A 26,167-nucleotide genomic window follows, 5' to 3' on the forward strand; every position below is an offset into this window, starting at 1 on the left:
GAGTGGGAGCTTATGGATCGCGGAGCGCTACCGAGAGCAGTTGAACTGGCCTGGGGACTGGACCAGCCGGGAACGCGGGGTCCGAAGAAGGGGCTCAGTCTCGAGCAAATTCTCGACACCGCGATCGAATTGGCCGACGCAGAAGGCGTCACCGCTCTGTCGATGGGCCGCGTGGCCAAAGCGCTCGGGTTCACGACCATGTCGCTCTACCGCTACGTGGCAAGCAAAGACGAACTGATCGAACTGATTTCGGATCGGGTGATCGGGCCGCCGCCGGTAATTCCCGACGGCGTGACCTGGCGCGTCAAGCTCGAGGCGTGGGCGAATCAGGAGTACGCCACGATGCTGAGTCGACCGTGGTGGCTCAAGCTGCCCATCACGGCTCCACCGACCGGGCCCAACAACATGGCGTGGCTCGACGCGGGTCTGAGCGCCCTCGACGGGGTCGCCCTGAGCGCCGCGTCGAAGTTCCAGGTGGTGACCAACGTGTCGTTGTTCGTCATCGGCCGCGCTCGATTCTCGGCTGACCTGGCGTCTCGTTCAGCGCAGTCGGCAGACGACGACGTCGCATACGGCGCTCTCATTGCTCGTGTCATCAATCGGGAGGGATTCCCCTACCTGAGTGCCGCAATCGAGGAAGGCGGCTTCGAGGACGGCAGCCCGGAGGGTGAGGCCGCCGGCGACGATGCCTTCGATTTCAGTTTCTCGCTTGGCTTACTTCTCGACGGAATCGAGAAGCTGGTGCAGCGGTCAGGACACCAGCGCGGTGGCGCTGACGTCGTCGATGATCAGATCGGTGATCAGCCCGCCCCGTAGTGCTCCCTCCAGGGCCGGCAGTTTTGCTGTTCCGGCGACGATGCACACGCGTCTGGCGACCTTCTCGAAAAGGTCCAGTCGCGGGCCGCTCGCGCGCTCGTTGAGTTCGATTCCGCGGTAGCTCCCGTCCGACCGGAAGAAGACGGTTGCGATGTCGCCGACCACTCCGTCGCGTCGAAGTGCTTCTGCTTCATCGGGTTCGAGGTATCCGGCGGTGTAGACGTGACTCGGTACGTTGCCGCCCGGTACGCCGATGCTGAAGACTGCCAGGTCCATTCGCTTCTGCATGTCCAAGACGCGTTTGATGCTTCGTTCGCGCCACAGTTGCTCCCGGGTTTCCGGGTAGTCGAAGAAGGCAGGCACCGGAAATCCTTGTGGCAGAGCACCGTAGGCGTCGGCGATGGTTCTGATGATGTCGCTGGCGTAAGAGATTCCGGTGGTGCGAGTATTCGCGGCGCCGTTGAGTTGCACGACGTACGAGTTGTACGTGCGTTTGGGGGCAAGGTGCTTGCTGACTTCACTGAGTGTGGTTCCCCAGGCGATCCCCATCACCATGTCGCTGTCGAAGAACGACGCCAGCAGGCGTCCTGCAAAGGTTGCGACCTTTTCGAGTCGCTCGAGATCTCCCACCAGTTCCGGCACGGTCACCACGTGGGCGCGCACTCCGTACCGTTCCGAGAACTCGCGTTCGATGCGAGGAGCCTGGCCGTGCGGGGTGCTGATCTTGATCTCGACGAGACCCGAGGTGCGCGCGTAGGTGATCAATCGGGAGACGGTGGATCGGGACACCCCCATGTCGCGGCCGATGGCAGCCATGGTCTGGTCCTGGAAGTAGTAGAGGCGTGCGGCCTGAACTGCGTCGGCGATGCGCGGGTCCGCCGGATCGGAGGTAGCGGAGTCCGAAGTGGGAGTTTCCATGGGTTCGTCCTGTCTGCACGTACGTGCAAGAGCATTGAACCGAATCTTATCCGAGTAGGCCCAGGCCGAGGCGCTCGATCACGCAAAGTCCCAGAAGTGTGTCTGTTACCCGCGTTACGGTGCGCAAATGGGGCAATTGCACATATGTGCACGAGCTATGCGTGAATGTGCAAACGGCCTTACGCTACGGGTGCAGCAATCCAAACTATGACATGCATCACAACGAAGTGAGGGTGGGGATGGAGAAAGCCAAGCGATTAGGGCTTCCAGGCGAGTTGGCAGCCGAGTTCGCCGGAACGATGATCTTGATCTTGTTCGGCGTCGGAGTTGTGGCGCAGGTTGTGTCCGGCGGGAGCGGTGGGGGTCTCGGCGGACACGACAGTATCGCGTGGGCCTGGGGACTCGGCGTCATGTTCGGCATCTATGTCGCAGGCCGGGTGACGGGTGCTCATCTGAACCCCGCAGTGACCTTCGCCTTTGCGATCTTCCGGGGATTCTCCTGGCGCAAGGTCCTGCCCTACACGCTGGCGCAGACCGCTGGAGCCTTTGTCGCGGCCCTGATCGTCCGGTGGAATTACAACGACATGCTCAATGCCATCGATCCCGGACACACAACGGCGACTCAGACGATCTTCTCGACGATGCCCGGAAACGGAACGCTCCCGGTCAGTCTGGGATCAGCGCTGATAGATCAGATCATCGGCACGGCGATCCTGTTGTTCCTCATCGTTGCGGTGACCGATACTCGGGGAACTCCGCCGCTCGCGAATCTTGCGCCCTTCGTCGTCGGTTTGATCGTGGTGGCAATCGGATTCGCATGGGCGACCAACGCGGGTTACGCCATCAATCCGGCCCGTGACTTCGGTCCGCGGCTGGCGTCGTATCTCACCGGTTACGGCAGCGCCTGGCGAGATCAGTACGGGAGCCTGTATTTCTGGGTGCCCATCGTGGGGCCGCTGATCGGCGCTCCGATCGGGGTGTTCCTCTACGACAAGCTGATTGGTCGATTCCTGCCTGACGAGTCGGTGGAGAAGGCAGCCGAGGAGCCGGCCACGATACCGGCCTGATGGCGAATCATCATCTCTGACAGTAAATCTTTCGCACTTTCTTCGACACCAAAGGGGTAGCACGATGGCGCAGTTCGTAGCCGCGATAGACCAGGGAACCACCTCCACGCGATGCATGATCTTCGATCACAGTGGGCACGTAGTCGCTGTCGAACAGCACGAGCACACACAGATCTTTCCGCAGGCAGGCTGGGTCGAACACGATCCGATCGAAATTTGGGACAACGTCCGCAACGTCACCGCGGGCGCCTTGGCCAACGCAGATCTGACCGCGGCCGACATCGCATCCGTCGGCATCACCAATCAGCGTGAGACGGCAGTGGTCTGGGAACGAGCAACCGGAAAGCCCGTTTACAACGCCATCGTCTGGCAGGACACACGCACCGATCGAATCTGTACTGCACTCGCCGGCGAAGACGGCCCCAGGAAGTACACCGAAGTCACCGGATTGCCGTTGGCCACGTACTTTTCGGGCCCCAAGGTCAAGTGGATTCTCGACAACGTCGAGGGCGCGAGTGAGAAGGCCGAAGCAGGCGAGTTGTGCTTCGGCACGATGGACACCTGGGTGCTGTGGAACATGACCGGCGGCGTCGACGGCGGAGTGCACGCTACCGACCCCACCAACGCGTCGCGCACTCTGTTGATGGATCTCGACACTCTCGCTTGGGATTCGGCGATCTGCGCCGACATGGGCATCCCCGAATCGATGCTCCCCGAGATTCGCAGCTCGTCCGAAACTTTCGGATTCGTGCGCGAACGCGGAACGTTGTCCGGCGTGCCGATCGCCGGAATCCTCGGCGATCAGCAAGCAGCGACTTTCGGTCAGGCCTGCCTCTCGCCCGGAGAAGCGAAGAACACCTACGGAACCGGCAACTTCGTGCTCCTCAACACCGGCACCGAAAAGGTGATGAGCAAGAACGGCTTGTTGACGACGGTCTGTTACAAGATCGGTGAGCAGCCAACGGTTTACGCACTGGAAGGTTCGATCGCCGTGACCGGTTCGCTGGTCCAGTGGCTTCGGGACAACCTCGGCATGATCGACAACGCGGCCGACATCGAGGTGAACGCGCGCTCTGTGGACGACAACGGTGGCGCGTACTTCGTGCCCGCGTTCTCGGGCCTGTTTGCACCGCATTGGCGCGCGGATGCACGCGGTGCGATCGTCGGTCTGACAAGGTTCGTGAACAAGGGGCACCTTGCCCGGGCGGTGCTCGAAGCGACTGCGTACCAGAGTCGTGAGGTGATCGAGGCGATGAACCTCGACTCGGGTGTCGACTTGAAGGTTCTCAAGGTCGACGGCGGAATGGTCGCGAACGAACTCCTCATGCAATTCCAGGCCGATTTGCTCGACGTCGAGGTGATCCGCCCTGTCGTTGCGGAGACCACGGCATTGGGCGCTGCGTACGCCGCTGGTCTCGCGGTCGGGTACTGGGAGAGCGAGGACGACATTCGCAGCAACTGGGCGAAGGACAAGAGCTGGACGCCGTCGATGGATTCGGCCGAGCGTGAGCGCCTGTATGCAGGCTGGCAGAAAGCCGTCACTCGGACACTCGACTGGGTCGACGCAGACTGATCGCGGCGCCCCCATTTCTACCTATTTTCAAGTGAAGGAACAGTTTTCATGAGCACAGCACAAGCATTGAGTCCGTCCTCGCGGGCGGAGTCGCTGAAGAAGTTGGAAGAAACCGAACTCGACGTCCTCGTTATCGGCGGTGGCGTGGTCGGAGCGGGTAGCGCGCTCGACGCCGCAACTCGCGGTCTGAAGGTGGGCTTGGTGGAGGCTCGTGACTTCGCGTCCGGAACCTCGAGCAGGTCGAGCAAGCTGTTCCACGGCGGACTGCGTTACCTCGAGCAGTTCAATTTTGCGCTCGTGTTCGAGGCACTGCGTGAGCGGTCGCTGGTTCTGAATTCGCTGTGCCCGCATCTCGCGAAGCCGGTGCCGTTCATCTACCCACTCGAGAAGTTGATCGACCGGCCGTACGTCGGTCTGGGCATCGGCGTCTACGACGTGATGGGCGCAGGCCGCGGGGTTCCCTCACACCACAAGCATGTGGGCAAGAAGAAGACTCTCGAATCGTTCCCTTCCGGAAAGCGCTCTGCTATCCGGGGTTCGGTCAAGTTCTACGAGGGTCAGGTAGATGACGCCCGCCACACGATGATGCTGGCGCGCACGGCGGCCGAGTACGGCGCGCTGTGCGTCAACAGCACCCGCGTAATCGGCTTTCTCCGTGAGGAGGACCGCGTAGTCGGGGTGAAGGCCGTGGATCTGGAAACAGGTCGCGCGTTCGAGATCCGTGCTCGTCAGGTCATCAACGCCGCCGGTGTGTGGACTGACGAGATTCAGGAAATGGTAGGTGGTCGAGGACAATTCCAGGTTCGCGCTTCGAAAGGTGTGCATTTGGTCGTCCCGCGAAACCGCATCAACTCTGCGACCGGAATCATCACGCGGACCGAGAAGAGTCTGCTGTTCGTGATTCCGTGGGGAAGCCACTGGATCATCGGTACGACGGACACCGACTGGAACCTCGACCTCGCCCATCCGGCAGCGAGCCGAAGCGATATCGACTACATCCTCGGACATGTCAACAAGCTCCTTCAGGACGAGTTGACGCACGAGGACGTCGTCGGTGTGTACGCGGGGTTGCGTCCGTTGCTGTTCGGCGAATCGGATTCGACCAGCACTCTCTCGCGTGAGCATGCGGTGTCGAGTCCGGTCCGAGGTTTGACGGTGGTCGCCGGTGGCAAGTACACCACTTACCGCGTGATGGCCAAGGACGCTGTCGATTCCGCGGTGCACGGATTGGAACAGAAGGTGCCGAAGTCCTGCACCGAGCGTATCCAACTTGTGGGTGCCGACGGCTACTTTGCCGCGCACAACAATCGGCATCTCACCGCTGAGCGCACGGGACTGCACGTTTCGACCATCGAGCACCTACTGGGTCGGTACGGCACTCTGGCTGACGAGTTGTTCGAACTCGTCGAGGCGCGACCGGAACTGGGGCAGCCGTTGGACTCCGCCCCCGAGTACCTCAAGGCGGAGATCCACTACGCTGCGAGCCATGAGGGTGCACAGCATCTCGACGACATCCTTACCCGTCGTACCCGCATCTCCATCGAGGTTACCGATCGCGGCGACGCGGCAGCAGCGGAAGTAGCCGAACTGGTTGCGCCGGTGCTGGGTTGGACTCCCGAGCACATTGCCGAGGAGATCGAACACTACCGGTTGCGTGTCGCAGCCGAGCGGGAATCTCAGGAGCAGCCCGATGACCTGACCGCTGATGCGGCGCGCCTCGGTGCACCGGACGTTCGAACCGGAGTCGCTGTCGGACAGGTTTGAGTCCGAGACACCACCAATGATCGGCCGGGACCCTGTGTCCCGGCCGATCGACCGAACTGCCTCGGTGTCAATCGAACTCGTCTGCCGAACATTCGGGGAGGTCGATCGTCACCACCGCGCCCCCGTTCGGATGGTTCGCGAAGTCGATACGAGCGCCGATGACCGCCGCTTGTCCCACTACGATCGTCAAGCCGAGGCCCAGGCCCGAGTTCGGGCCGCGTTCGACGGAGTTGGTCTGAAATCTCTTCGGCCCCTGGCGAAGCCACTCTTCAGTGAACCCGACGCCCCGATCCCGGACCGTGATGCGGGAGTGGTCGACGTGGACATTGATCGGCGACTTTCCGTGATTGCGAGCATTCAAGATCAGGTTGGCGATGATCCGCTCCAGTCTGCGCGCGTCGGTGTACGACACGGGGGTGCCGTGAACACTCACTTCACACTCGACTCCTGTGGTGGAAATCGCGTGACGCACCACCGGTGCCAGTTCCACCGATTGGATGTCAGCCTGCTCGGAGGTGGTGTCGAGGCGTGCCACTTCGATGACGTCCTCGGCGAGCCTCCTGAGTTTATGGACGCCGTCGCGCACCAATTCGGTTGGCCTACCGGGTGGCAGGAGCTCTGCGGCGCCGACCAGTCCGGAGATGGGTGTTCTGAGATCGTGCGCGATGTTGGCTGTCACGCGCTTCTCGGCGTCCAATTGTCCCCGTAGAGCATCGGACATCGCGTCGACCGCATCCGCCAGCTCGGTGATCTCGTCGTCGAAAAGCGACCAGGTGACCGAGCGGACGCGGATGTCCGCTCCGGTAGACACTTTGCGAGCCGCACGGGCGGCCGAGCGCAATCGATACGACATCGCGAGTCCAAGCAGAACACCCAGGACGGCACCCGCTGCGATCACTGCGATGGTGGCGTTGCGAAGTGTCCGATCGACGCTGGCGATCGATTCCCGCTGCGCGGTGTACGGGACGCGAATCGCCACCACCTGAGTGTTGACGTCGGCAGCAGCCCAGACGAATGGCTGGTCCCCGCTGTCGACAAGGTAGGTGGCACGTTTGCCGCCCGCCACGGCCTGACGCAACTCTTCCGGAACGTCGAGACCATCTGTGGTGGCGCGGAACAGTGCACGCATGCTGCCCGTTTCGTCCTGCAGCACCAGTTGGAGATTGCGATCAGCTGCCGCCCGCGCTGCATCCTCTTGGTTGTGTGAAAAGGTTTGATGCATCACGGTACTGAGCGTGATCGAGGCGACGGCAATCACGAACGTGATGGCCGCCGCGATCTTCCACTGAAACGACAACCGCCTCCCGGTGGACGGGAGCTTGGCGGCGAGATCCCGCGATCTCACCGATGGTTGTCCATCGTGTAGCCGAACCCCCGGACGGTCCGGATCTGTTCGGAGCCGATCTTCGTGCGCAATCGCTGAACGTGAACGTCGACGATGCGCGTATCGCCGCCCCAGTCGTAATCCCAGACGTCCGAGAGCAGTTCGGAGCGAGACCAGACTTTGCGCGGCACACTCACCATGACCAGGAGCAGCTTCATTTCGGTGGGTGTGAGAGCCACTTCGGCGCCCGAACGCGTGACGGTCACCAACTCGCGATCGATCTCCAGATCGCCGAGAGTCACGATGTCTTTCTCCGTACCGGAATGGGATTCGACCCGCCGGAGCACACTTCGGATACGGGCCACCAGGACACCGCTGTCGAAGGGCTTGGTGACGTAGTCGTCGGCACCGGCTTCCAATCCGAGAACAATGTCGACCGGGTCGTCGCGCGCGGACAGCATGATGACCGGCACCGACAGTTCCTCACGAATGCGTCGGCACAGGCTGATTCCGTTCAGGTCGGGAAGCATCACGTCGAGGACGGCGATATCCGGCTTGGCGTCGACCGCCATATCCATTCCGGTCAACCCACCCGATGCGGTGATCACCCGAAACCCGTTGCGTTCGAGATTCAATTGCGTTGCTTCGCGGATGACAGCGTCGTCTTCGACCAGCAAAATCAACGGATCGGTCATCGGCCTTCGCTTTCATGGGAACGGAACACTCTCAAACCCTTCACCGGTCCACTTGTATGCAGTCGACGATTGACAGAACTCCGGAATGCCGGGGTCTTTGCACAGGTCGACCATGACCGACAATCCTCCGGTTGAGCCGACGACGTAGCGTCCTGGGTCTTGCACTCCGAAGACTTTGTGAGCGCCCGATTCGTCGATCTGGTAGACGAATCCGGCGACCATGAAGCTGACCGGTGGGGCGGGTCGTCCCCAGATGCCGACAGACTCGCAGGTGAAGACATTGACGACGGCATCTTGCCAAACGGCGCCTGTCACGGGGGAGTACCGGATTTCGTAGGGGAAGTTCGCATCACCGCACAGTCGGAGACTGTCCTTGACCGCATCGGACACTTCCGGGTCTGCTCTGAGGAGGGCAACAGGATCGATGCTCAAGCCCTGTGAGAGATCCGAGGGGTCGAGTGATGCTGCGATATTCGGAGTGGGTTCTGATTCAGGCTCGGTGGAACAGGAGGCGAGAGCAAACGCGACCGGCAGGCAAACACCGGCGAGCATTGCGCGGCGACGGCGATCAATCACGGATGAACTCCATTCCATCCCAGTGGAACTCGGTCCGAAGCGGTGGACGGGGGCAACATTCGAACTCCGGTGGCCGCGGATCCGTTTCCAGGACAGACAAACTCGCGGCGCGTTGACCGCTGACGATGAACTTTCCGCGCTCTTCGACGGAGAACAGGCGCTCACCCAGTTCGGGATCGTCTTCACTCGAACCGGCCTTGCCGCTGCGGTAGACGTAGCCGGCAAGGTTGACCGAAATCGACACTCCGGTCCCGGGTTGGTGGGCCGGTTGGCACGGATACACATTCATGACGACGAGTTCGGTCTCCGGCACGATACGCGGTGCGCCTGGATCGAGAAGGATGGACCCGACCGAGATCGGATACCAGTCAGGGCACGACCGAAGTTCTGTCTTCACTCCCTCGGACACCCCAGGATCGTCGAGGAGCGCCCGGCCCAACCTCGAGTTTTCGGCAACCCGTCTGGCCAGGTCTGCAGGTTGTGTGACGGGCAACCCGGTGGAAGCGACATCGCCTTCGATCACAACGCCCTGGGTGGACGCGCAGCCGGTGATCACGGACGCTCCGAGGGTTGCTGCCGCGAGCGCTGTACCGAACAGGCTGCGAGTACGGTCTGATCGACCGCCGCAGATGTCACTCCGATACAACACGTTCCCCTCCCCGGCCGCTGCGAACCCTCTCATCGGCATGTGCGTTTTCATACGATCACAGGTGATCTCGATATCGGAGTTTTGCCACCCACCGTTACGTAATCGTATGAATGTCAGGACCGTCGAGAGTTGGTACGCGACCGACGGAATTCTGTTACGAAACCGATGGAATCAGGCTCCTAGAGTGAGTCACGTCGGTGTTCACCGCTTGGGCGGAACGACCTGATCCGCGTATCGAGGAGTGTGAGAGCAAATGCCTGAACTATTGCTGACCAACAAGACTCGGCGTCTGCGAGTGCTGCTCGCCGTACTGACGATCGGGGTGGTGTGCGCGATGACAGGGTGTTCGAGTGATGACAACAGCGCTCCAGGAGACGAACCGACGACTACATCGGTGGTTGCGGCGTCTACGACCCCACCGCCGCTGACCGCAGCGACCACCTCGGAGACAGTCGAAGGCTCGAACTCGGTGGGCGGCGGTACGGACGCATCCACCCCCGGAGTCCCGGCGGGCGGAGCAGCGCCGGCCTGGACCCCGGTCTCGACCAGCGCGGTTGCCCCTGCGGCCCCTGGTCCGGCTACCGAGTCGACCAAGTGCACCGATCAGATCAACTATGTGGGTGACCCTCGTTCGAATGCGGAGATCAACAGCATCGGAGAGCAGATGGGTTCATGCCCGGCGCCGCTCCCGCCCGATGCCGTCGAGCCCTCCGAGAAGTGCACCGACCAGATCAACTACGGCGCTGACCCTCGTTCCAACGCCGAGATCAACATCATCGGGGAACAAACCGGGATCTGCCCCGAGCCGATACGCCCCTAGCGACTTCAAAACCTGAGCAGTAGTCGGGAATTCGACCAAGAGCCGAAGCAGGGGGAGATCGGAATGACAAGCAGGGCAGGTGGACGTTCGATCGACAGTGTTGCCGACGATGCGTCCCGAGGGGATCGGGACGCGATTGCAGAACTCCTTCAACGCATCGTGCCTCTGGTGACGCGGCGCTGCCGTGCCGAACTGCGACCGCTCGACGCTGATCGTATTGCCGTCGGTATCTGCCGATCCGTCCTGTCCGACATTCGGCGACGTAGACGTGCCGGAGAAGCGTTCCTCGCGCATCTGTACGACGCGATCAGTCGCGAAATCGATTCGCTACCCGCCTCCAGTCGACTCACTCTGCCCTTCGGTGATCTGTCGGCCGCAGAACGCAACGTCTTGGTAGCTCGCATCGTTGTCGGCTTCGACGTGCGCGAGACGGCGCTGTCACTGCGAACGACAACGAGCGCCGTCGAACTCGCCCAACACCGCGCGCTGGCCAAGATCAGACGCGACAGCCTGAGCGGCGCCTGAATCAACGCTCGAAAGTCAACAGCTGCAACCCTTCGCAACTCCCGGCAACCTCACGCAACTCTTTCCCTTCGCCCGTGACCTGCACGACACTGCATGGCGACGAGTGATCGAGAACGAGGAGTGTGACTGTGGTTCAACGGACGGCGCAGAAGCCGACAACCCCAGGATCGAAAAAGACCGGCGCCAAGCCTCATTCGGGGCTGGACCGGGATGCATTGCTGAAGGCGTACGAGAAGATGTCGCGCATCCGTGCGTTCGAGGATCGACTGCACGAAGAGAATGCAACCGGTGACATCCCCGGCTTCATTCACCTCTACTCGGGCCAGGAAGCCATCGCGGTGGGAGTGTGCGAGAACCTGAGCGACGCCGATTACATCGGATCCACTCACCGCGGTCACGGGCACTGCATCGCCAAGGGCTGCGATCTGAACGGCATGATGGCCGAGATCTTCGGCAAGGACGACGGCCTGTGTCGCGGTAAGGGCGGCTCGATGCACATCGCCGACCTGTCCGTGGGAATGCTCGGCGCCAACGCGATTGTCGGCGGAGCCCCGTCGTTGGCGATCGGCGCTGCACTGAGTGGTAAGACGCTTCGAAACGGTGTCATCGCAGCGTCGTTCACGGGTGACGGTGGATCCAACCAGGGAACCGTCTTCGAGGCGATGAACATGGCTGTGGTGCTGGATCTTCCGATCGTCTTCGTGATCGAGAACAACGGATTCGGTGAGGCCACCGGAACCGACTACGCAGTTGGTGCACCCGACATCGCCGCGCGCGCCGCATCCTTCGGCATGCCTGCCGTCAAGGTGGACGGCACCGACTTCTTCGCGGTCTACGACGCGATGGCGGAAGCATCCGAGCGCGCCAGGACCGGCGGTGGCCCCACCACGATCGAGGCGGCGGCATTCCGTTGGCACGGCCACTTCGAGGGTGACGCGCAGCTGTACCGCACGGCGGAACAGGTTGCGCAACTACGGGAAACCAAGGATCCGCTCAAGAATTTCCGTAGCAGCGTGGATGTGAAGAAGGTCAGCACCGCTGATCTGGACGCGGTGGACGAGCAGTCGCGAGTGCTGGTGGACGAGGCGGTAGCGAAGGCGCGTGCCGCGGCGTATCCACCCGTCGAGAATCTGCTGACCGATGTCTACGTGTCGTACTGAGGAGCCCGAGATGACAAGCGTGGAAGCCGAGAACGTGTCGAAGAAGACCTACCGCGAGGCCGTCAAAGAGGCCATCGCCCAAGAAATGCAACGCGACCCGAGCGTCGTTCTCATCGGTGAGGACGTACGGGGTGGGCATGCCGGTACCAATCCCGATCTGGAGACGAAGAAGATCGAGGCATTTGGCGGTGTCCTGGGTGTCACCAAGGGATTGTGGACGGAGTTCGGATCGGAGCGTGTAATCGATACCCCGATCACCGAATCCGCGATCATCGGAATGGCTGCCGGAGCCGCACTGACCGGACTGAGGCCGGTCGCCGAGCTGATGTTCATGGACTTCTTCGGAGTCTCCTACGACGCGCTCTACAACCAGGCTGCCAAGTTCCGCTACATGTTCGGTGGCAAGGCCAGAACCCCGCTGGTGGTGCGAGGCATGATCGGCGCAGGCTTCTCCGCCGCTGCGCAGCACTCTCAGTCTCCGTACAACGTGTTCGCGGCGGTGCCTGGTCTGAAGGTAGTCGCTCCGTCCAATGCCTACGACGCCAAAGGCCTTCTCATCCAAGCCATCCGGGACGACGATCCCGTCGTCTTCTGTGAGCACAAGGTTCTCTACGACCTCAAGGACGAAGTGCCGGACGAGCCGTACGCGATTCCGTTCGGCGTCGCCAACTACACCAGGCAGGGCGACGACGTCACGATCATCGCGTTGTCCGCAATGGTGAACCGCGCCAACGACGTAGCGGACAAGCTGGCCGCCGAGGGTATTTCGGTCGAGGTTGTCGATCCTCGTACCGTCTCACCATTGGACGAGGACGGCATCCTCGAATCCGTCGCATCGACTGGAAGGGTCGTGATCGTCGACGAATCCGCCGCCCGCTGCGGTTTCGGGCACGACGTAGCCGCGCTGATCGCCACCAAGGGATTCAACTACCTGAAAGCGCCGATCGAACTGATCACGCCGCCGCACACGCCGGTTCCGTTCTCCCCAACCCTCGAAACTGCCTGGCTGCCTGACGCGGCGCGCATCGAAGAGTCGGTTCGCAAGCTGGTGAGAGCCTGATCATGGCTGACATCAAAGCTATCGACATCCCCAAATGGGGGCTCTCCATGGAGGAGGGGTTGGTCAACGCCTGGCTCATCGGGGAAGGTGACTCGTTCACCAAGGGCCAGTTGATCTGTGAGATCGAGACCAGCAAGATCACCAACGAGCTCGAGGCGCCGTTCGACGGTGTTCTCCGCAAGATCGTCGGCACGCCTGGGCAGACTCTGCCCGTCGGCGCCGTGATCGGTGTATCCGCCGATGCGTCCGCGACGGATGCGGAGATCGAGCAGTTCCTCGCCGCCCGCGGCGCAACCGCGCCGGCGGAAGAGCCGGCACCGTCACCAGCTGCTGCGCCGGCGGCTCCCGTGACACCTGCGGCTACACCGGCTGCGAAGGTGGTTGTTGCAGCGAAACCTGTACCAACCGGTTCCACCGTCGTACCGAGCGTTCTGCAAGGCACGACGCAGGACGATGTGTTTGCGAGTCCTCGCGCACTCCGACGTGCCGAATCGCTCGGAATCGATCTCGCCGCCGTAGTGGGTACCGGTCCCCTCGGGCGGATCAGTGTCCGCGACATCGACGACGCGATTCGTGACGCCGGTGGCACTGTTGCGCCGGTAGTGCCGGCCGCGAGATCCGGCCTCCCGCTGCGATCGACCGCCGACGACAGTGCCGTGCCTGCCACCCCGGTCGCACGCAGAACTGCCCGATCACTGGGCGTCAACCTGCATGACTGTCGTCCGACGGGTTCGCGGGGGCGCGTCTGCGTCGCCGACGTGCACGACGCCGCTCGTTCCGCGCAGCTCCTGCCCGAGGCGGCGGCTGAGACCGAATCTGTTGCGGCCGAACCCGATTACGACACAATTCCTTTCACCCCCATGCGATCGGCAATCGCCGGTAGGTTGCAGGCGTCCAAGCAGCAGGCACCCCATTTCCGGCTCACCGCAGACCTCGAGCTCGATGCGCTCCTCGCTCTGCGCAAGGAGATCAATTCGACCGTCCCGGCGGTCAAGCTGTCGGTCAACGACTTCATCGTGAAGGCTTGCGCCGCTGCACTGATGAAGGTGCCGGACGTGAACGTCCAGTTCGATGCCGCGAACGAATCGGTTCTTCGATTCGCGTCGGCGGATGTCTCGGTGGCAGTTGCACTTCCGACCGGGCTGATCACGCCCATCGTGCGTGGCGCGAATACCAAGTCGTTGGCGGACATCTCGGGTGAGGTGCTCTCGTTGGCCACCAAGGCGAAGACCGGCAAACTTCGTCCCGAAGAATTCCAGGGCGGAACCTTCACGGTGTCCAACCTCGGCATGTTCGGGATCAAGGCATTCGACGCGATCATCAATCCGCCCCAGGGAGCGATCCTTGCCGTAGGTGCGGGGGAGAAGCGCGCGGTGGTGGTCGGTGACAGTGTTTCTGCCCGGACCGTGATGACCGTGACCCTCTCGTGCGATCACCGGGTTATCGACGGAGCCCTGGGTGCGACCTTCCTTCGGGAGCTCCAGCGCTTTGTCGCTTCTCCCGCGCTGATGTTGGTGTAAGGGGCTGTGGTGGAAAACAATACGTCGCATAAGTACGACGTTCTTGTCATCGGTGGCGGCCCCGGTGGTTACGTGGCGGCGATCCGGGCTGCCCAGTTGGGGTTGAGCGTCGCGCTGGTAGAACGTGATCGCCTCGGAGGTATCTGCCTCAACTGGGGTTGTATCCCCACCAAGGCGATGCTGCACGGCGCGGACGTTGCGCATACCTTGAGTGAACTCGACACATACGGATTCAGTTCGGCGTCTGTCCAGTTCGACATCTCGAAGTTGGTGTCGTTCAGCCGAGGGGTTTCGGAGAGGTTGTCCGGCGGTGTTGCCTATCTGATGAAGAAGAACGGCGTCGACGTCATCTCAGGCGCCGCTAAGTTGGTGGACAAAGGCGTCGTATCCGTGGGAGGACAGACGTATCGAGCCGACCACGTGATCATTGCAACCGGTGCCCGGCCGCGTTCGATTCCCGGCGTTGCCCCCGACGGTGATCGGGTGTGGACCTACTTCGACGCGCTCGTCCCGAAGGAACTGCCGAAGTCGCTGCTCGTGATCGGGTCCGGCGCGATCGGAGTCGAATTCGCCAGCCTGTACCGCGATCTCGGAACCGAGGTGACCATCGTCGAGATGGCACCACACATCATGCCGGTCGAGGACGAAGAGATCTCGGCCTTCGTTCGCAAGCAGTTCGAGAAGCGTGGCATCACGATTCACACCGGAGCCTCGGTGTCGGCGGTGACCGTCGGCGACGACGCCGTCCAGGTGAATGTGCAGACGAGCGACGGTGTCGAGTCGTTGACCGTGGACCGGGTGTTGGTGGCGGCCGGAATCACCGGCAACGTCGAGGATCTGGGGTTGGAGGCTCTGGGCGTCGAGATCGAGCGCGGTGCGATCGTCACCGACCAGTGGTGCCGTACCAGCGCTTTCGGGATCTATGCGATCGGTGACGTCGCGGGCGCTCCATGTCTGGCGCACAAGGCAAGCCACGAAGCTGTCCTGTGCGTCGAAAAGTTGGCAGGCGTGCCCGACGTTCATCCGCTCGATCGCGACTACGTTCCGGGATGCACGTATGCCCGCCCACAGGTGGCGAGCCTGGGTCTGACGGAGAAGCAGTGCGCCGGTACTGGTCGCGCGCTGCGGGTCGGACACTTCGACCTGCAGGCGAACGGCAAGGCACTGGCGATCGGCGAGGCCGAAGGCTTCGTCAAGACGATCTTCGACGCCGATACCGGGGAACTTCTCGGCGCGCACATGGTCGGTCCGGATGTGACCGAGCAGATTCAGGGTTTCGGTATCGCTCGATCCCTCGAAGCCACCGGCGAGGATCTCGCCGAGGTCGTGTTTGCTCATCCGACGCTCTCGGAGGCAATGCACGAGTCTGTGCTCTCGGCGCTGGGGAGACCCCTCAACGCGTGAGTACCGTTCGCGTGCGTGAACGCCGTCCTTTCGTTCACGCACGCGAACAACTCTGCAACCGGGTGCAACGCTCGCTTTCGATGACCCCGTCACATAGGACTGGAGTGTGATCGGCGAAACGAATCGACTCGAACCGGCCCTGGCCAGTGGTGAAGACCCGGCGCAGTACGCACGTGTTCTCGAATCCGTGTACGAAGCAACGATGTCGGGACGCAAGCCGCCTGCGCGTCCGCGCTCCGTCATCGCGAATTCGTGGTCGCGTTTGCGTGCGCTCGGACTCGATCCGGACCGGTGCTCGATCACCGAGACGGGCCGCGAATCCGAGATCGAAGAAGGCAGACGCGCAGCCGGCATGGCGGAGATCTTCGGCGAGGCGGTGCACGGTCTGGCACCACTCGTCGGCCCGGACGACGCGAATCTGATCGTGGTGGCGGACCGCTACGGACGTATCCTCTGGCGACACGGGTCCAGTCGAATGCTGGATCGGGCCGAACGGCTCGGGATGATCGAGGGTGCGTCGTGGACCGAGGAAGCTGTTGGTACCAACGGGATCGGCACTTCCTTGGCATCAGGTTCGGCAGTGCAGGTGTTCTCGGCCGAGCACTACTCGCGCTCGCAGCATCCGTGGACCTGCTCCGGGGCGACGGTTCGAGATCCGCGTAGTCGCCGGGCCATCGCCGTCGTGAACGTCGCCGGCGCAGCAGACACGGTCCACCCGTCGACTCTCGCTCTGGTGGACAGTGTGGCCAGGCTGGCGGAATCCGCACTGCGGGAGAAGCATCGAATCGGATTGGATCAGCTCCGGATGATCTCGGCATCGACGCTGGCTCGTGCGAGTCAGCCGACAGTGGTCGTGGACCGCAGTGGCTGGGTCGCGGCGGTGGACTCGATGGCGCCGATCTACAGAATCGCACTGCCGAAAGTGATGAGCAGCGGCGAGCATTGGCTCCCGTCGCTCGGACTATGTATGTGCGAGCCGCTTCCGGGTGGTTGGCTCGTCCGCCCTCAAATGGATCCGGCGTCCGGAACGGTTTGTGCCGAAGTCGAATTGGATGTGCAAGATCCGAATGCGATGGAATTGCGGTACTCCTCGGCAATGGGGAGCTGGAGCATCGACCTCAGCCCGCGCCATTCGCAGATCCTCGTGGCTCTGACACAGGCGCCCGAGGGGCTCACGGCCGCGCAGCTCGCCTCACAGTTGTTCGGCGATCCGCGCAAGACGGTGACGGTCCGGGCCGAGATGTCGAGGTTGCGTAAGCGATTGGCCGGAATCCTGTTGGCTCAGCCCTATCGCTTCGACCCGGCGGTGAGGGTAAAAACCGCCCCTGCTGTGCCCCTTTTATAACCGCGGGGGGTTAATAAAGGCGCACAGCAGAGCGGCGCGAACGCCGCACCTGCGCGTACTCGTAGCCGTTCTGCCAGGTCACGGTGGCCACCAGCACCCAGATGATCCACGTGGCGCTCATGTGCGTGCCGACGATGCCCATGACGATGGGGACGGCGGTGCACGGGAGCGCCCAGCCGAGCAGCCACCGTCGGTCCGATCGCGCGAACAGCCCTGCCACCAGGCTGATTCCGAAATAGACTGCGATGCTTCCGCACAACAACCACCGCAGGTTCGCGGGCGTGTGCTCCGCACCGTGTTCGGTTGCCGCTCCGAGCCCCGCGACCAGAACCGCGATAGCGCCGGTGGTGAAACAGTGCAGCGCCATGTCGATGCGAGCGGGAAACTTCTCGGGCTGCAGGTGCGGAACACCGGCGTGGCCGTAGAGAAGCGAGAGAGCCCACATGCCCGAGAGCAGGACAAACGATCCGATTGCGAGGCTGACCACCGTCGAGTCCCAGGTGAGCTTCGAGGCCGCAGAAATCACGAGGATCACACCCTCGCCCAGCACGATGATGACGTACAGGCCCAAGCGCTCGGCAAGGTGAGCCCGATCGGAGTGCAGGGCTTCGAGTTCGGGCATCCGGTCGTCCTTGAACCCCCGAACCTTGATGATGCGGTCGAGCTTTTCCTGCGCGTCTTCCATGATCGCGCTGCCGGAGACGACGAACATGATCAGCAGGTCGATGGCCACACCGGCGGTCCAGAGCCAGAACCGAGTTTCGCCCTCGAACCAGAACGAGACGATCCACGGGATCACACCGAGAGACATCTGGGCGATCGGCCAGTCCACGACTATCTGGCCGTTGTGCCACACCCGACTCGCCAGCAGACGTACGGCCACGTAGGCGACAGCGAAGGCCAGCGCATGGTTGTCGTGGATGCCGGCCACGGCCGCCATCATGACGGCCAGTCCGAACATGGCGATCAGCATGCTCGGGATCCGGACACGGTCACCGGCAACGTTGCCGTACATCGTGAACGTCGCCCACGCGGTCCAGAACGCGAGATAGAGCAACGCGTAGAGCGCGACATCCGACCACGACGGCGAACCGTGGAGCAGGTGAGCCAACTGACCGATACCGGCAACCACGACGAGGTCGAAGAACAATTCGATCCACGACGCGTGTCGCTCGAGCACCGCCTTCTGCTTCGAGTCTGGTTCATTTCCGAGTTCCGACATACAGCTCAGTATCGGCTATCGGCATCAACAGTGCTGGTAGGCGGCGAAGTTGTCCGTTTTCTCGAAGTAATGCATATGCTGTCCGATGAGTGATCTGGATCATAGTTCGGGTGAGGTGGTCGACGTGCACGGTAGCGGTGACGTCGCTCTGTCCGCTGCGGACTACGACCGTGTCTTCGCTGTATTCGACTACTGCTCGGCCGCGAGAACGCTCGATCAGCTCAAGGATCTCCTCATGGTCGCGCTCCATGATCACTACCGCTGTCCCAACACCACCTTCCTTGCCGGCCCGACCTTCACGACGGCTTTCGCCGACCCGGATCCGGTGACGACCGGGCGGATCACGCCGATCCTCGACGAGTACCAAGCGCACTGGTACCTCGACGACGTTTTTGCGACGGCGCAATCGCGGGCAACGCTGTTGGCATCTCCCGCCATCACGCACACTCAGTTGGCCGACGTCCCTTCACAGTCGGCGACGTACCTGCGAGATTTCCTCTATCGCAAACGCCTTCACAGCGCGTCGGTGATGCATCTCCAGTTGGCCCACGGCGGTCACGGTCTGGTGGGGATTTTCGATTCAGAAGGCAAGGATCTGTCGGGGCGCGACATCGTGGGCTTGGGCATTCTGGGCAAGCAATTGTCGCTGTTGTGTCAGACGCTGCCCGGGCAACGCGAGCCGGGATGGCGAGAGAAGCTGACGCCCCGGCAGATCGATCTCGCGGAGTTGTTGGCGGACGGCCATACCAACGACGAGATCGCGGTGATCCTGTCGCTGAGTCCGGACACGGTGAAGAAGTATGTAAGCCGCATCCTTGCTCTTCTGCGCGTTCGCAACCGTGCCGAGTTCGTGAAGTTGGTCTACGCGCAGAAACTTGCCGATCAACGCGCTTGAGATTGTCCACTTTCGTGCACTGTGACCGCGGTCACGGCACGGATAGCGTTTTCGGTGCACGGCCAGGAGTTGGCCCACAGCACTAGGAGAACTCATGAGTAGGCTTCGTTTCGGGTATTTCATGGCACCGTTCCACGTCCCCGGACGCAATCCCACCGCCGCACTGCAGCGTGATCTCGAACTGGTCGAGTACCTCGACCGGTTGGGCTACGACGAGGCGTGGTTCGGTGAGCATCACTCTGCCGGAAGCGAGATCATCGCGTCGCCGGAAATCATGATCGCTGCGGCCTCGCAGCGCGCACATCGGATTCGTTTCGGCACGGGTGTCACGTCGTTGTCGTATCACAACCCGCTGTGGGCAGCGGATCGAATCATGCAGTTGGATCACCTGACTCAGGGGCGCACCATCTTCGGAGTCGGGCCCGGTTCGTTGCCCACCGACTCGGCGATGATCGGTCTGAACCCGACGGACACCCGAGAGTTGTTGCAGGAGAACCTCGACATCGTCGTGCGCCTTCTTCGTGGCGAGACGGTTTCCGCGAAGACACGAACCCACGAGCTGTACGACGCCAAGCTGCAGCTCGCTCCGTACTCGGAGAACGGCATCGAAATCACCGTGGCCGCAGTGGCCTCCCCGACAGGACCTCGCCTGGCCGGTACGCACGGTCTCGGTCTGCTCTCCATCGGAGCAACCTTGTCCGCCGACGGTTTCGACGCCTTGGCGCACCACTGGAATGTGATGGAGGAACGCGCTGAGGTCAACGGGACGACGGTGGATCGTCGGCAGTGGTCTCTTGCCGGACCTTTCCACATCGCCGAAACCGAGGCGGAAGCACGCAAGCAGGTCGAGTACGGCATCGAGGAGTGGTTCGACTATTTCCAGCACGTCGCGGCCTTCCCTCAGATGGCGGTCTCCGGTGCGCGTCTGAGCGAGATGATCGACTTCATCAACGAGGCCGGGATCGGTGTCATCGGCACACCGGAGCAGGCCAGACGTCAGGTACAACGGCTGTGGGACCAGTCCGGTGGTTTCGGCTGCATGCTGCAGATGGGTCACGATTGGGCGAACCCGCAGGACACCCGACGTTCGGCAGAGTTGTTCGCGCAGGAGGTCTTTCCGCACTTCCAAGGGCAGGCGCAGGCGACGCTCGACGCGGCAGCTCACGCGCGCGCTGTCAGGGAAGGGCATGCAAAGGCGCAACTCGACGCCGTCGACCACATGACGAAGAAGTACGCACAAGAGTTGGCAGACAAGGGCTGACATCGTGAATGTCCCACAGGGCAACCGGGCGTTGCGTTTTCGAGAAGCCATGGCGCACGTGTGCTCACCGGTCGCCGTCGTCACGGCAATGGACGGCGACCGGCCGCACGGCACGACGGTCAGCGCATTCATGTCGTTGTCGATGGACCCGCCGATGACCGCGGTGGCTCTGGATCGACAGTCGGAAGTTCTCGGCCTCATCGAAGGAACGCGGAGGTTCGCGATCAATGTCCTCGGGACCGCGCAAAGCTCACTGGCGGTTGCCTTTGCGAGGAAGGGCCGTGCGAAGTTCGACGGTGTCGAGTGGGCGGAGCATCTCGGTGTTCCGAGACTGCCGGACGTATCCATCTGGATCGCGTGCACCGTTGATGCCGTCGTGGACGGTGGTGATCACAAGATCGTGACAGGATCGGTGGACGAGGTCGAGCACCGCGAGTCGAATCCACTGACCTACCACCGGCGTGTATTCGGTACGCACGCACCGACGTCAGTGCTCTAGGAAGGAGAGCCATGTATGTACTGGTGGACGACGGCCGCGTCAGCATCCACGATGTGGACAACCTGAAGGCCTTTCACGTCGAGGTGAGTGACGACATCTCCGAAGCCGAACTGGACGAACTCTTGCGCCTTCAGGATTACGGATACGTCAGCGGTGGTAGTGCATTCATCTCGGTAGCCCGCGTTCGCGAGAGCACCACGGACGTCGAAGGTGTTGCCGCGATGGTCGACTACGCCCAGAGCAAAGGCTGGGTGGACGAGGACGGTGAAGCACTGCAGGTTCACGTCGTTCGCCAAAAGTAGCGGAACGGCTCAGACCATGTCGTTCTTCTGCAGCCACCGCAGTGTCGGCCAACCGCAGAACACAGGGAGCCAGCAGGTCAGCACTCGGTAGAGCAGGACCGACGGGACCGCGATACTTGCCGGCAGTCCGAATGCGGACAGACCACCGATGAGGGCGGCCTCGACGGCTCCGACGCCACCCGGTGTCGGAGCCGCCGAGGCGAGCGTCCCACCGATCATCGTCACGATGGTGACGGTGATGAACGTCGTTCCGCCGCCGAATGCTTCGACGCTCGCCCACAGAGCCAGGGCGGCACCGAGAGTTGTTGCGGCGCTGCCGCCCACGATGATGAGGAAGCGCGTGGGATTTCGCGCGAGTTGGCTCAGTTCACCCAACACCTCGGTGATCTGAGGACGCAGGTCGTCGCGCAGCCACCCACGGAGTTTCGGGATGAACATGAATGCACCGAGAACTCCGAGCGCGACGCCGCCCGCCAGATACAGAACAGTGGATCCCGGGATGAAGTGCGAGAGGTTCGTATCACGTCCGGCGACGATCGAGAAGAAGATCAGCAAGCCGACGTGGGTGACCACCTGGACCGTCTGTTGCAGCGCGACTGCGGCCGTTGCACGGACGGTACCGAGCCCGCCCTTCTGCAGGAACCGCACGCTCAGCGCGAGCCCGCCGACTCCGGCCGGAGTTGTCGTCGCCGCAAAGGTGTTGGCCACCTGCATGATCAAGAGGTTGCGGTAACTGACCATCGACGACGCACAGGCCCACAGGGCCGCTGCCGCGCCGACGTACGTCAGTGCGGAGACGCCGAGGCCGAGCAGTGCCCACCACCAGTTGGCCGTCTTCAGTTCGGTGATGAACGCGGGGACCTGGCTGATGAAGGGGTAGGCGACGTAGACCAGACCGATGAGCAGAACGAGCTGGATCAGCTGGTTGCGACTGAATCGGGTGACCTGTGCGGGAGCGACCTTTTCGATCCCGTTCTTGGCACCGACCTCGTCTCGGATCTCGGTCATCAGTTTCGCGGAATCCGTGACCGTTCGCCGAATTCGGTTGGGCAATGCAGCGGTGGTCAATCGGCCGGAGGCGGCGAGAATCGTGTCTGCGCCTTGCGCTCGAATCGCGGCGTCCACCGCTGCATCGACCCCGAACAATGATGCGGTGGCGAAGAGAAGTTGTGCGTTGTCGGACTGCATCTGAACTTCGGTGGCGCCGAATTCGGAGTACGCGTACCCGCCGAAGAGGATGGTTCCGCCTTCGACACGAATTTCGGAAGCGCGCAGGTCGCCGTGCGCCATCTGGTGCACGTGAGCGGTATGCAGTGTCTGCCACAGCGCGTCGATCAGTTTGGTGGATTCTTCCTCGCCCGCCTGGTTCTCGACGGCGACGGCAAGGGGGATGCCACGAGGACTCGGGCGCGCGTACATCTCCCACCCGCGATCGAGTACCGAGATTGCGACGGCCTTGGAACTGGCCAGACCGATGTCGGCGAACGCGATACCCATGAGCGCTCGGTGTTCGACGGCGCGACGAAGTGATCCGTAGGGCGGCGGAGTTTCACGGTTCCGGAACGAGATCCAACGGAACGTCTGTCGAATTGCTCCGCTGCTTCGCTGGTTCTGCCCGTACAACTCGACGACGAGTTCGTCGAAAGGTTCGTCGTCCGGTGCTTGGTCGATGGCTGCGGACATGACAAGAGGCCCGATTCCCGAGGGACTCACGACGCGGAACGCGGTGACGCGGTAACCGCGCCGCGCGAGTACGCGTACTGCCGAGTCCAACGGCACTTCGAGGGCAGGGGTGCCGACGGCGAGAACGATCACCGCGCCGATCAGGTAACCGACGGCGAGACCCAGCATCGATCGTGCGGGAACGATCGAGCTGACGATCAGATGGATGGGAGCGAAGAGCAGAAGCAGCGTCCACCAGGCTCGTCGCCACTTCTTCGGAAGCCACGGGCCCGAGACGGTGAGCACCGCCGCGAGCATCGCGATCCATCGCGGATCGTCGAGGAATTGCGACAGGAAGGTGGCGTCGAGTCGGTCCGGCACGTCGAGGTGCCATTTCGGTGCCGCCAGGCCTGTTCCGGTGAAGGACAGCGCGACACCGGCGCACAGGCCGGCGGCGGCGTATCCGGCCAGCAACTTCCACCGGCGCCCGACGATCAGGCCGATCAGGATGGCGAACGGTAGCGCCAGAATTGCGATGCCGTAGAGCAGGTACACAGTGTCTGACAGGCTCGGCGACAGAACACCGACGATGTTGGACACCGACGTTTCGAGCGCGTCCCACTGACTTCGAGTGATCAGAGATCCCGCGATCACGCCGCCGAGCAGCACAGCAGCGATCGCAACCCGCATGATGTCGCTCGTACGGCGGTGCAGTGGTGGCAGGAGGCTTCCCGTTACCGGGATCTCCCGTCCGTCTACTCGCATCTCGCCAGAACTCTCTTCTCTCGGGGTTACCGACCGTCTCAGTTACCTCGATCAAGGTACCGCGTGAGGGTTCGGCGACTGGGAAGCCGGACCTGTCGTTACCTCCTCGATGCCAAGCAACATTCTCTTCGGACCCGCGGGAGCGGGCTTCGGCGCGTAAAATTCACTTTCCGGACGTTCGTTCATTTCGACGACAGGGAGTGCGTATTCATGAGCCCCGACGCCAGCGGTGTGGACGGTCGGGTTCCTGACCTGCCGACCCCGTCGACCAGAATTTCCGTCACCGAGGATTACGCGGCCGAGATCGACGAGCTGTCGAGTCTCAAGCACAAGCTCGGCGTGCTGGAGCCTTCGGAGTTCGCGGATGCCTGGAAGCAGGGTTACCCCTACGAGAAGAAGATGTCGCGCCGCGAGTACGAGCGGAAGAAGCGGCGTCTGCAGATCGAGCTGCTCAAGCTGCAGTTGTGGGTCAAGGAAACCGGTCAGAAGGTGCTCATCATCTTCGAAGGTCGCGATGCTGCCGGTAAGGGCGGGTCGATCAAGAGATTCACCGAGCATCTCAATCCCCGTGGAGCCCGCGTGGTCGCGCTCGAGAAGCCCACCGACATCGAGCGGACGCAGTGGTATTTCCAACGCTATGTCGCACACCTACCCAGCGGCGGCGAGATAGTGATGATGGACCGGTCCTGGTACAACCGCGCCGGCGTCGAACGAGTGATGGGTTACTGCACGCCGACGCAGTATCTCGAGTTCATGAGAGAGACCCCGGACTTCGAGCGGATGCTCGTCAACTCCGGGATTCATCTGCACAAGCTGTGGTTCTCGGTCAGCCGCGAAGAGCAGTTGGCGCGGTTCGCGGCCCGCCGAACGGACCCGGTGCGTCAGTGGAAGCTCTCACCGACCGATCTGGCTTCGCTCGACAAGTGGGACGACTACACCCAGGCCAAGGAAGCCATGTTCTTCTACACCGATACCGGGGATGCGCCCTGGACGGTGATCAAGAGCAACGACAAGAAGCGCGCTCGCCTCGAGGCGATGCGTCACGTGCTCGCCAGCTTCGACTATCCCAACAAGGATCACCGGGCTGTCGGTACTCCGGATCCCTTGATCGTCGGGCCGGCGTCGGCCGTATTCGAAGAGGGCGAGCACGTGAACGTGGAGTTGCCTCAGCTCTAGCGCAGGTGATCGCTCAGATCGAACTGGCCTCTGCCCACAGATTGATGCCGCTGTCCTTGGCGTGCTGATCTATGGAGGCCAGTTCGGCGGCGCTGAATTCGAGATTGTCGAGCGCGCCGACGTTGGCTTCGAGTTGGGCGACACTGGACGCACCGATCAGTACCGAGGTGACCCGCGAATCGCGGAGTGCCCAGCTCAGTGCCAGCTGAGCCAGCGACTGGCCGCGGTCTGCCGCGATGTCGTTGAGCGCGCGGATGTGGGTGAGAGCGTCGTCGGTCAACCACGACGGATCCAGTGACTTACCTTGAGCTGCACGGGAATCCTCGGGGACGCCGTTCAGATAGCGATCGGTGAGCATGCCTTGAGCGAGTGGTGAGAACGCGATGACGCCGACGCCGAGATCGTCGACAGCCGACAGCAGGTCCTGCTCTATCCAGCGGTTCAGCATCGAATAGCTCGGCTGGTGGATCAAGAGCGGAACCCCCGCAGCGGCGAGCAGTGCGGCGATTTCACGGGTGCGCTCCGGCGAGTACGAACTGATACCCGCGTACAGGGCCTTGCCCTGCTGGACAGCGCTGATCAGGGCGCCTGCGGTCTCGTCGATCGGAGTTTCGGCGTCAGGGCGATGGCTGTAGAAGATGTCGACATAGTCGACGCCGAGTCGTCCGAGCGACTGATCGAGGGACGACAGCAAATACTTGCGGGAACCACCGAATCCGTAGGGGCCGGGCCACATGTCCCAGCCGGCTTTGGACGAGATGACCAATTCCTCGCGGTACGAAGAGAAATCCTCACGCAGGATCCTGCCGAAGTTCGTCTCGGCGCTTCCGTACGGGGGACCGTAGTTGTTCGCAAGATCGAAGTGGGTGATTCCGAGATCGAATGCCCGCCGCAGAACTGCGCGCTGGTTCTCGATCGGTACGTCGTCGCCGAAGTTGTGCCAGAGGCCCAGCGAGATGGCCGGGAGTTTGAGACCGCTCCGACCGGTTCGGCGGTACGGCATGGCTTCGTAGCGGTCCTGCGCGGCGACGTACTGATCGGACATGGTGCCTGCCTTCACATCGTTGTGTTTGCGGTTGAGCGTTCACTCCCGACCATTATCGCCGACGGCGCTCAGGTGTGCCGGCCGCTGGAGGTGTGTCAGTCAAAATGCTTGCGGTTTAAAGCAA

Annotated in this window: 24 protein-coding genes; 16 read left to right on the forward strand and 8 right to left on the reverse strand. The window is 62.4% G+C overall.

Annotation, left to right across the window (positions count from 1 at the left end):
* The first annotated feature begins 12 nt into the window (after positions 1 to 12).
* A complete protein-coding gene (locus ASU23_RS10025) occupies positions 13 to 816 on the forward strand; it encodes a TetR/AcrR family transcriptional regulator (protein WP_007733476.1) in 804 nt (267 codons plus the stop codon).
* On the opposite strand, the gene ASU23_RS10030 is transcribed toward ASU23_RS10025, so the two are convergent.
* On the reverse strand, positions 751 to 1,734 hold the full coding sequence (locus tag ASU23_RS10030; RefSeq protein ID WP_007733475.1) for a sugar-binding transcriptional regulator: 984 nt from the start codon (positions 1,732 to 1,734) through the stop codon (positions 751 to 753). The genes ASU23_RS10025 and ASU23_RS10030 overlap by 66 nt on opposite strands.
* 239 nt (positions 1,735 to 1,973) lie before the next feature.
* On the opposite strand from ASU23_RS10030, the gene ASU23_RS10035 reads away from it, so the two are divergent.
* The 3 genes from ASU23_RS10035 (at position 1,974) to ASU23_RS10045 (ending at position 6,138) form a co-directional block, all read left to right on the forward strand.
* On the forward strand, positions 1,974 to 2,801 hold the full coding sequence (locus ASU23_RS10035; protein WP_003940085.1) for an MIP/aquaporin family protein: 828 nt from the start codon (positions 1,974 to 1,976) through the stop codon (positions 2,799 to 2,801).
* 64 nt (positions 2,802 to 2,865) lie between these two features.
* Complete coding sequence (gene glpK / locus ASU23_RS10040) at positions 2,866 to 4,374, forward strand: glycerol kinase GlpK (protein ID WP_058037823.1); 1,509 nt, start codon at positions 2,866 to 2,868, stop codon at positions 4,372 to 4,374.
* A gap of 48 nt (positions 4,375 to 4,422) precedes the next feature.
* Positions 4,423 to 6,138, forward strand: coding sequence for a glycerol-3-phosphate dehydrogenase/oxidase (locus ASU23_RS10045; protein WP_058037824.1), 1,716 nt, complete (start codon positions 4,423 to 4,425; stop codon positions 6,136 to 6,138).
* A 67-nt stretch (positions 6,139 to 6,205) separates the two neighbouring features.
* Here ASU23_RS10045 and ASU23_RS10050 read toward each other — a convergent pair whose 3' ends face one another.
* The 4 genes from ASU23_RS10050 to ASU23_RS10065 are packed head-to-tail and all read right to left on the reverse strand — an operon-like array spanning position 6,206 to position 9,382.
* The gene (locus tag ASU23_RS10050) at positions 6,206 to 7,483 is read right to left on the reverse strand and encodes a HAMP domain-containing sensor histidine kinase (RefSeq protein WP_050654708.1); all 1,278 of its coding nucleotides are present in this window, start codon (positions 7,481 to 7,483) and stop codon (positions 6,206 to 6,208) included.
* Positions 7,480 to 8,157, reverse strand: a complete 678-nt coding sequence (locus ASU23_RS10055) for a response regulator transcription factor (protein WP_003939990.1) — start codon at positions 8,155 to 8,157, stop codon at positions 7,480 to 7,482. The genes ASU23_RS10050 and ASU23_RS10055 overlap by 4 nt, the downstream gene beginning before the upstream one ends.
* Positions 8,158 to 8,169: 12 nt before the next feature.
* Complete coding sequence (locus tag ASU23_RS10060; protein WP_054781865.1) at positions 8,170 to 8,733, reverse strand: hypothetical protein; 564 nt, start codon at positions 8,731 to 8,733, stop codon at positions 8,170 to 8,172.
* The gene (locus ASU23_RS10065; RefSeq protein WP_003939689.1) at positions 8,726 to 9,382 is read right to left on the reverse strand and encodes a hypothetical protein; all 657 of its coding nucleotides are present in this window, start codon (positions 9,380 to 9,382) and stop codon (positions 8,726 to 8,728) included. Before ASU23_RS10065 ends, ASU23_RS10060 begins: the two co-directional genes overlap by 8 nt.
* A gap of 253 nt (positions 9,383 to 9,635) precedes the next feature.
* Here ASU23_RS10065 and ASU23_RS10070 point away from each other — a divergent pair, with 253 nt between their 5' ends.
* The 7 genes from ASU23_RS10070 (at position 9,636) to ASU23_RS10100 (ending at position 17,216) form a co-directional block, all read left to right on the forward strand.
* A complete protein-coding gene (locus tag ASU23_RS10070) occupies positions 9,636 to 10,202 on the forward strand; it encodes a hypothetical protein (protein ID WP_042451198.1) in 567 nt (188 codons plus the stop codon).
* Positions 10,203 to 10,265: 63 nt separating this feature from the next.
* Positions 10,266 to 10,727 carry an RNA polymerase sigma factor SigD gene (locus tag ASU23_RS10075; RefSeq protein ID WP_007733468.1) on the forward strand — a complete coding sequence of 154 codons (462 nt, stop codon included), beginning with the start codon at positions 10,266 to 10,268 and terminating at the stop codon, positions 10,725 to 10,727.
* A gap of 236 nt (positions 10,728 to 10,963) precedes the next feature.
* On the forward strand, positions 10,964 to 11,887 hold the full coding sequence (locus ASU23_RS10080) for a thiamine pyrophosphate-dependent dehydrogenase E1 component subunit alpha (protein WP_051649553.1): 924 nt from the start codon (positions 10,964 to 10,966) through the stop codon (positions 11,885 to 11,887).
* Positions 11,888 to 11,897: 10 nt separating this feature from the next.
* Complete coding sequence (locus ASU23_RS10085; RefSeq protein ID WP_007733466.1) at positions 11,898 to 12,947, forward strand: alpha-ketoacid dehydrogenase subunit beta; 1,050 nt, start codon at positions 11,898 to 11,900, stop codon at positions 12,945 to 12,947.
* Between the two features lie 2 nt (positions 12,948 to 12,949).
* Positions 12,950 to 14,467, forward strand: coding sequence for a 2-oxo acid dehydrogenase subunit E2 (locus tag ASU23_RS10090; protein ID WP_058037825.1), 1,518 nt, complete (start codon positions 12,950 to 12,952; stop codon positions 14,465 to 14,467).
* A gap of 6 nt (positions 14,468 to 14,473) precedes the next feature.
* Positions 14,474 to 15,871, forward strand: coding sequence for a dihydrolipoyl dehydrogenase (gene lpdA / locus ASU23_RS10095; protein ID WP_058037826.1), 1,398 nt, complete (start codon positions 14,474 to 14,476; stop codon positions 15,869 to 15,871).
* A gap of 106 nt (positions 15,872 to 15,977) precedes the next feature.
* A complete protein-coding gene (locus ASU23_RS10100; protein WP_082661373.1) occupies positions 15,978 to 17,216 on the forward strand; it encodes a helix-turn-helix domain-containing protein in 1,239 nt (412 codons plus the stop codon).
* A gap of 10 nt (positions 17,217 to 17,226) precedes the next feature.
* On the opposite strand, the gene ASU23_RS10105 is transcribed toward ASU23_RS10100, so the two are convergent.
* Positions 17,227 to 18,438 carry a low temperature requirement protein A gene (locus ASU23_RS10105; RefSeq protein ID WP_058037827.1) on the reverse strand — a complete coding sequence of 404 codons (1,212 nt, stop codon included), beginning with the start codon at positions 18,436 to 18,438 and terminating at the stop codon, positions 17,227 to 17,229.
* Between the two features lie 85 nt (positions 18,439 to 18,523).
* Here ASU23_RS10105 and ASU23_RS10110 point away from each other — a divergent pair, with 85 nt between their 5' ends.
* The 4 genes from ASU23_RS10110 (at position 18,524) to ASU23_RS10125 (ending at position 21,395) form a co-directional block, all read left to right on the forward strand.
* On the forward strand, positions 18,524 to 19,333 hold the full coding sequence (locus ASU23_RS10110; protein ID WP_007733461.1) for a helix-turn-helix transcriptional regulator: 810 nt from the start codon (positions 18,524 to 18,526) through the stop codon (positions 19,331 to 19,333).
* A gap of 94 nt (positions 19,334 to 19,427) precedes the next feature.
* Positions 19,428 to 20,594, forward strand: coding sequence for an LLM class flavin-dependent oxidoreductase (locus ASU23_RS10115; protein ID WP_058037828.1), 1,167 nt, complete (start codon positions 19,428 to 19,430; stop codon positions 20,592 to 20,594).
* Positions 20,595 to 20,643: 49 nt separating this feature from the next.
* Positions 20,644 to 21,093 carry a flavin reductase family protein gene (locus ASU23_RS10120; RefSeq protein WP_007733458.1) on the forward strand — a complete coding sequence of 150 codons (450 nt, stop codon included), beginning with the start codon at positions 20,644 to 20,646 and terminating at the stop codon, positions 21,091 to 21,093.
* A gap of 11 nt (positions 21,094 to 21,104) precedes the next feature.
* Positions 21,105 to 21,395 carry a hypothetical protein gene (locus ASU23_RS10125; RefSeq protein WP_058037829.1) on the forward strand — a complete coding sequence of 97 codons (291 nt, stop codon included), beginning with the start codon at positions 21,105 to 21,107 and terminating at the stop codon, positions 21,393 to 21,395.
* A gap of 9 nt (positions 21,396 to 21,404) precedes the next feature.
* Here ASU23_RS10125 and ASU23_RS10130 read toward each other — a convergent pair whose 3' ends face one another.
* Positions 21,405 to 23,822 carry a lysylphosphatidylglycerol synthase transmembrane domain-containing protein gene (locus tag ASU23_RS10130; protein WP_007733454.1) on the reverse strand — a complete coding sequence of 806 codons (2,418 nt, stop codon included), beginning with the start codon at positions 23,820 to 23,822 and terminating at the stop codon, positions 21,405 to 21,407.
* Between the two features lie 210 nt (positions 23,823 to 24,032).
* On the opposite strand from ASU23_RS10130, the gene ppk2 reads away from it, so the two are divergent.
* The gene (gene ppk2, locus ASU23_RS10135; RefSeq protein WP_003940295.1) at positions 24,033 to 24,998 is read left to right on the forward strand and encodes a polyphosphate kinase 2; all 966 of its coding nucleotides are present in this window, start codon (positions 24,033 to 24,035) and stop codon (positions 24,996 to 24,998) included.
* Between the two features lie 13 nt (positions 24,999 to 25,011).
* Here the strand turns inward: ppk2 and mgrA are convergent, their stop codons facing one another.
* Positions 25,012 to 26,043 (reverse strand): L-glyceraldehyde 3-phosphate reductase, encoded by a 1,032-nt coding sequence (gene mgrA, locus ASU23_RS10140; RefSeq protein ID WP_007733451.1) that lies wholly within the window; start codon positions 26,041 to 26,043, stop codon positions 25,012 to 25,014.
* Between the last annotated feature and the right edge of the window lie 124 nt (positions 26,044 to 26,167).

Origin of the sequence: Rhodococcus sp. KB6, from assembly GCF_001445685.1 — a bacterium.
Lineage (GTDB): Bacteria > Actinomycetota > Actinomycetes > Mycobacteriales > Mycobacteriaceae > Rhodococcus_F > Rhodococcus_F qingshengii.

What these genes read in the sequence shown, in the direction of transcription:
- ASU23_RS10025 (WP_007733476.1), top strand. Translation starts at nt 13, where the DNA reads ATGGATCGCGGAGCGCTACCGAGAGCAGTTGAACTGGCCTGGGGACTG.
- ASU23_RS10030 (WP_007733475.1), bottom strand. Translation starts at nt 1,734, where the DNA reads ATGGAAACTCCCACTTCGGACTCCGCTACCTCCGATCCGGCGGACCCG.
- ASU23_RS10035 (WP_003940085.1), top strand. Translation starts at nt 1,974, where the DNA reads ATGGAGAAAGCCAAGCGATTAGGGCTTCCAGGCGAGTTGGCAGCCGAG.
- glpK (WP_058037823.1), top strand. Translation starts at nt 2,866, where the DNA reads ATGGCGCAGTTCGTAGCCGCGATAGACCAGGGAACCACCTCCACGCGA.
- ASU23_RS10045 (WP_058037824.1), top strand. Translation starts at nt 4,423, where the DNA reads ATGAGCACAGCACAAGCATTGAGTCCGTCCTCGCGGGCGGAGTCGCTG.
- ASU23_RS10055 (WP_003939990.1), bottom strand. Translation starts at nt 8,157, where the DNA reads ATGACCGATCCGTTGATTTTGCTGGTCGAAGACGACGCTGTCATCCGC.
- ASU23_RS10070 (WP_042451198.1), top strand. Translation starts at nt 9,636, where the DNA reads ATGCCTGAACTATTGCTGACCAACAAGACTCGGCGTCTGCGAGTGCTG.
- ASU23_RS10075 (WP_007733468.1), top strand. Translation starts at nt 10,266, where the DNA reads ATGACAAGCAGGGCAGGTGGACGTTCGATCGACAGTGTTGCCGACGAT.
- ASU23_RS10080 (WP_051649553.1), top strand. Translation starts at nt 10,964, where the DNA reads ATGTCGCGCATCCGTGCGTTCGAGGATCGACTGCACGAAGAGAATGCA.
- ASU23_RS10085 (WP_007733466.1), top strand. Translation starts at nt 11,898, where the DNA reads ATGACAAGCGTGGAAGCCGAGAACGTGTCGAAGAAGACCTACCGCGAG.
- ASU23_RS10090 (WP_058037825.1), top strand. Translation starts at nt 12,950, where the DNA reads ATGGCTGACATCAAAGCTATCGACATCCCCAAATGGGGGCTCTCCATG.
- ASU23_RS10105 (WP_058037827.1), bottom strand. Translation starts at nt 18,438, where the DNA reads ATGTCGGAACTCGGAAATGAACCAGACTCGAAGCAGAAGGCGGTGCTC.
- ASU23_RS10110 (WP_007733461.1), top strand. Translation starts at nt 18,524, where the DNA reads ATGAGTGATCTGGATCATAGTTCGGGTGAGGTGGTCGACGTGCACGGT.
- ASU23_RS10115 (WP_058037828.1), top strand. Translation starts at nt 19,428, where the DNA reads ATGAGTAGGCTTCGTTTCGGGTATTTCATGGCACCGTTCCACGTCCCC.
- ASU23_RS10120 (WP_007733458.1), top strand. Translation starts at nt 20,644, where the DNA reads ATGGCGCACGTGTGCTCACCGGTCGCCGTCGTCACGGCAATGGACGGC.
- ASU23_RS10125 (WP_058037829.1), top strand. Translation starts at nt 21,105, where the DNA reads ATGTATGTACTGGTGGACGACGGCCGCGTCAGCATCCACGATGTGGAC.
- ASU23_RS10130 (WP_007733454.1), bottom strand. Translation starts at nt 23,822, where the DNA reads ATGCGAGTAGACGGACGGGAGATCCCGGTAACGGGAAGCCTCCTGCCA.
- ppk2 (WP_003940295.1), top strand. Translation starts at nt 24,033, where the DNA reads ATGAGCCCCGACGCCAGCGGTGTGGACGGTCGGGTTCCTGACCTGCCG.
- mgrA (WP_007733451.1), bottom strand. Translation starts at nt 26,043, where the DNA reads ATGTCCGATCAGTACGTCGCCGCGCAGGACCGCTACGAAGCCATGCCG.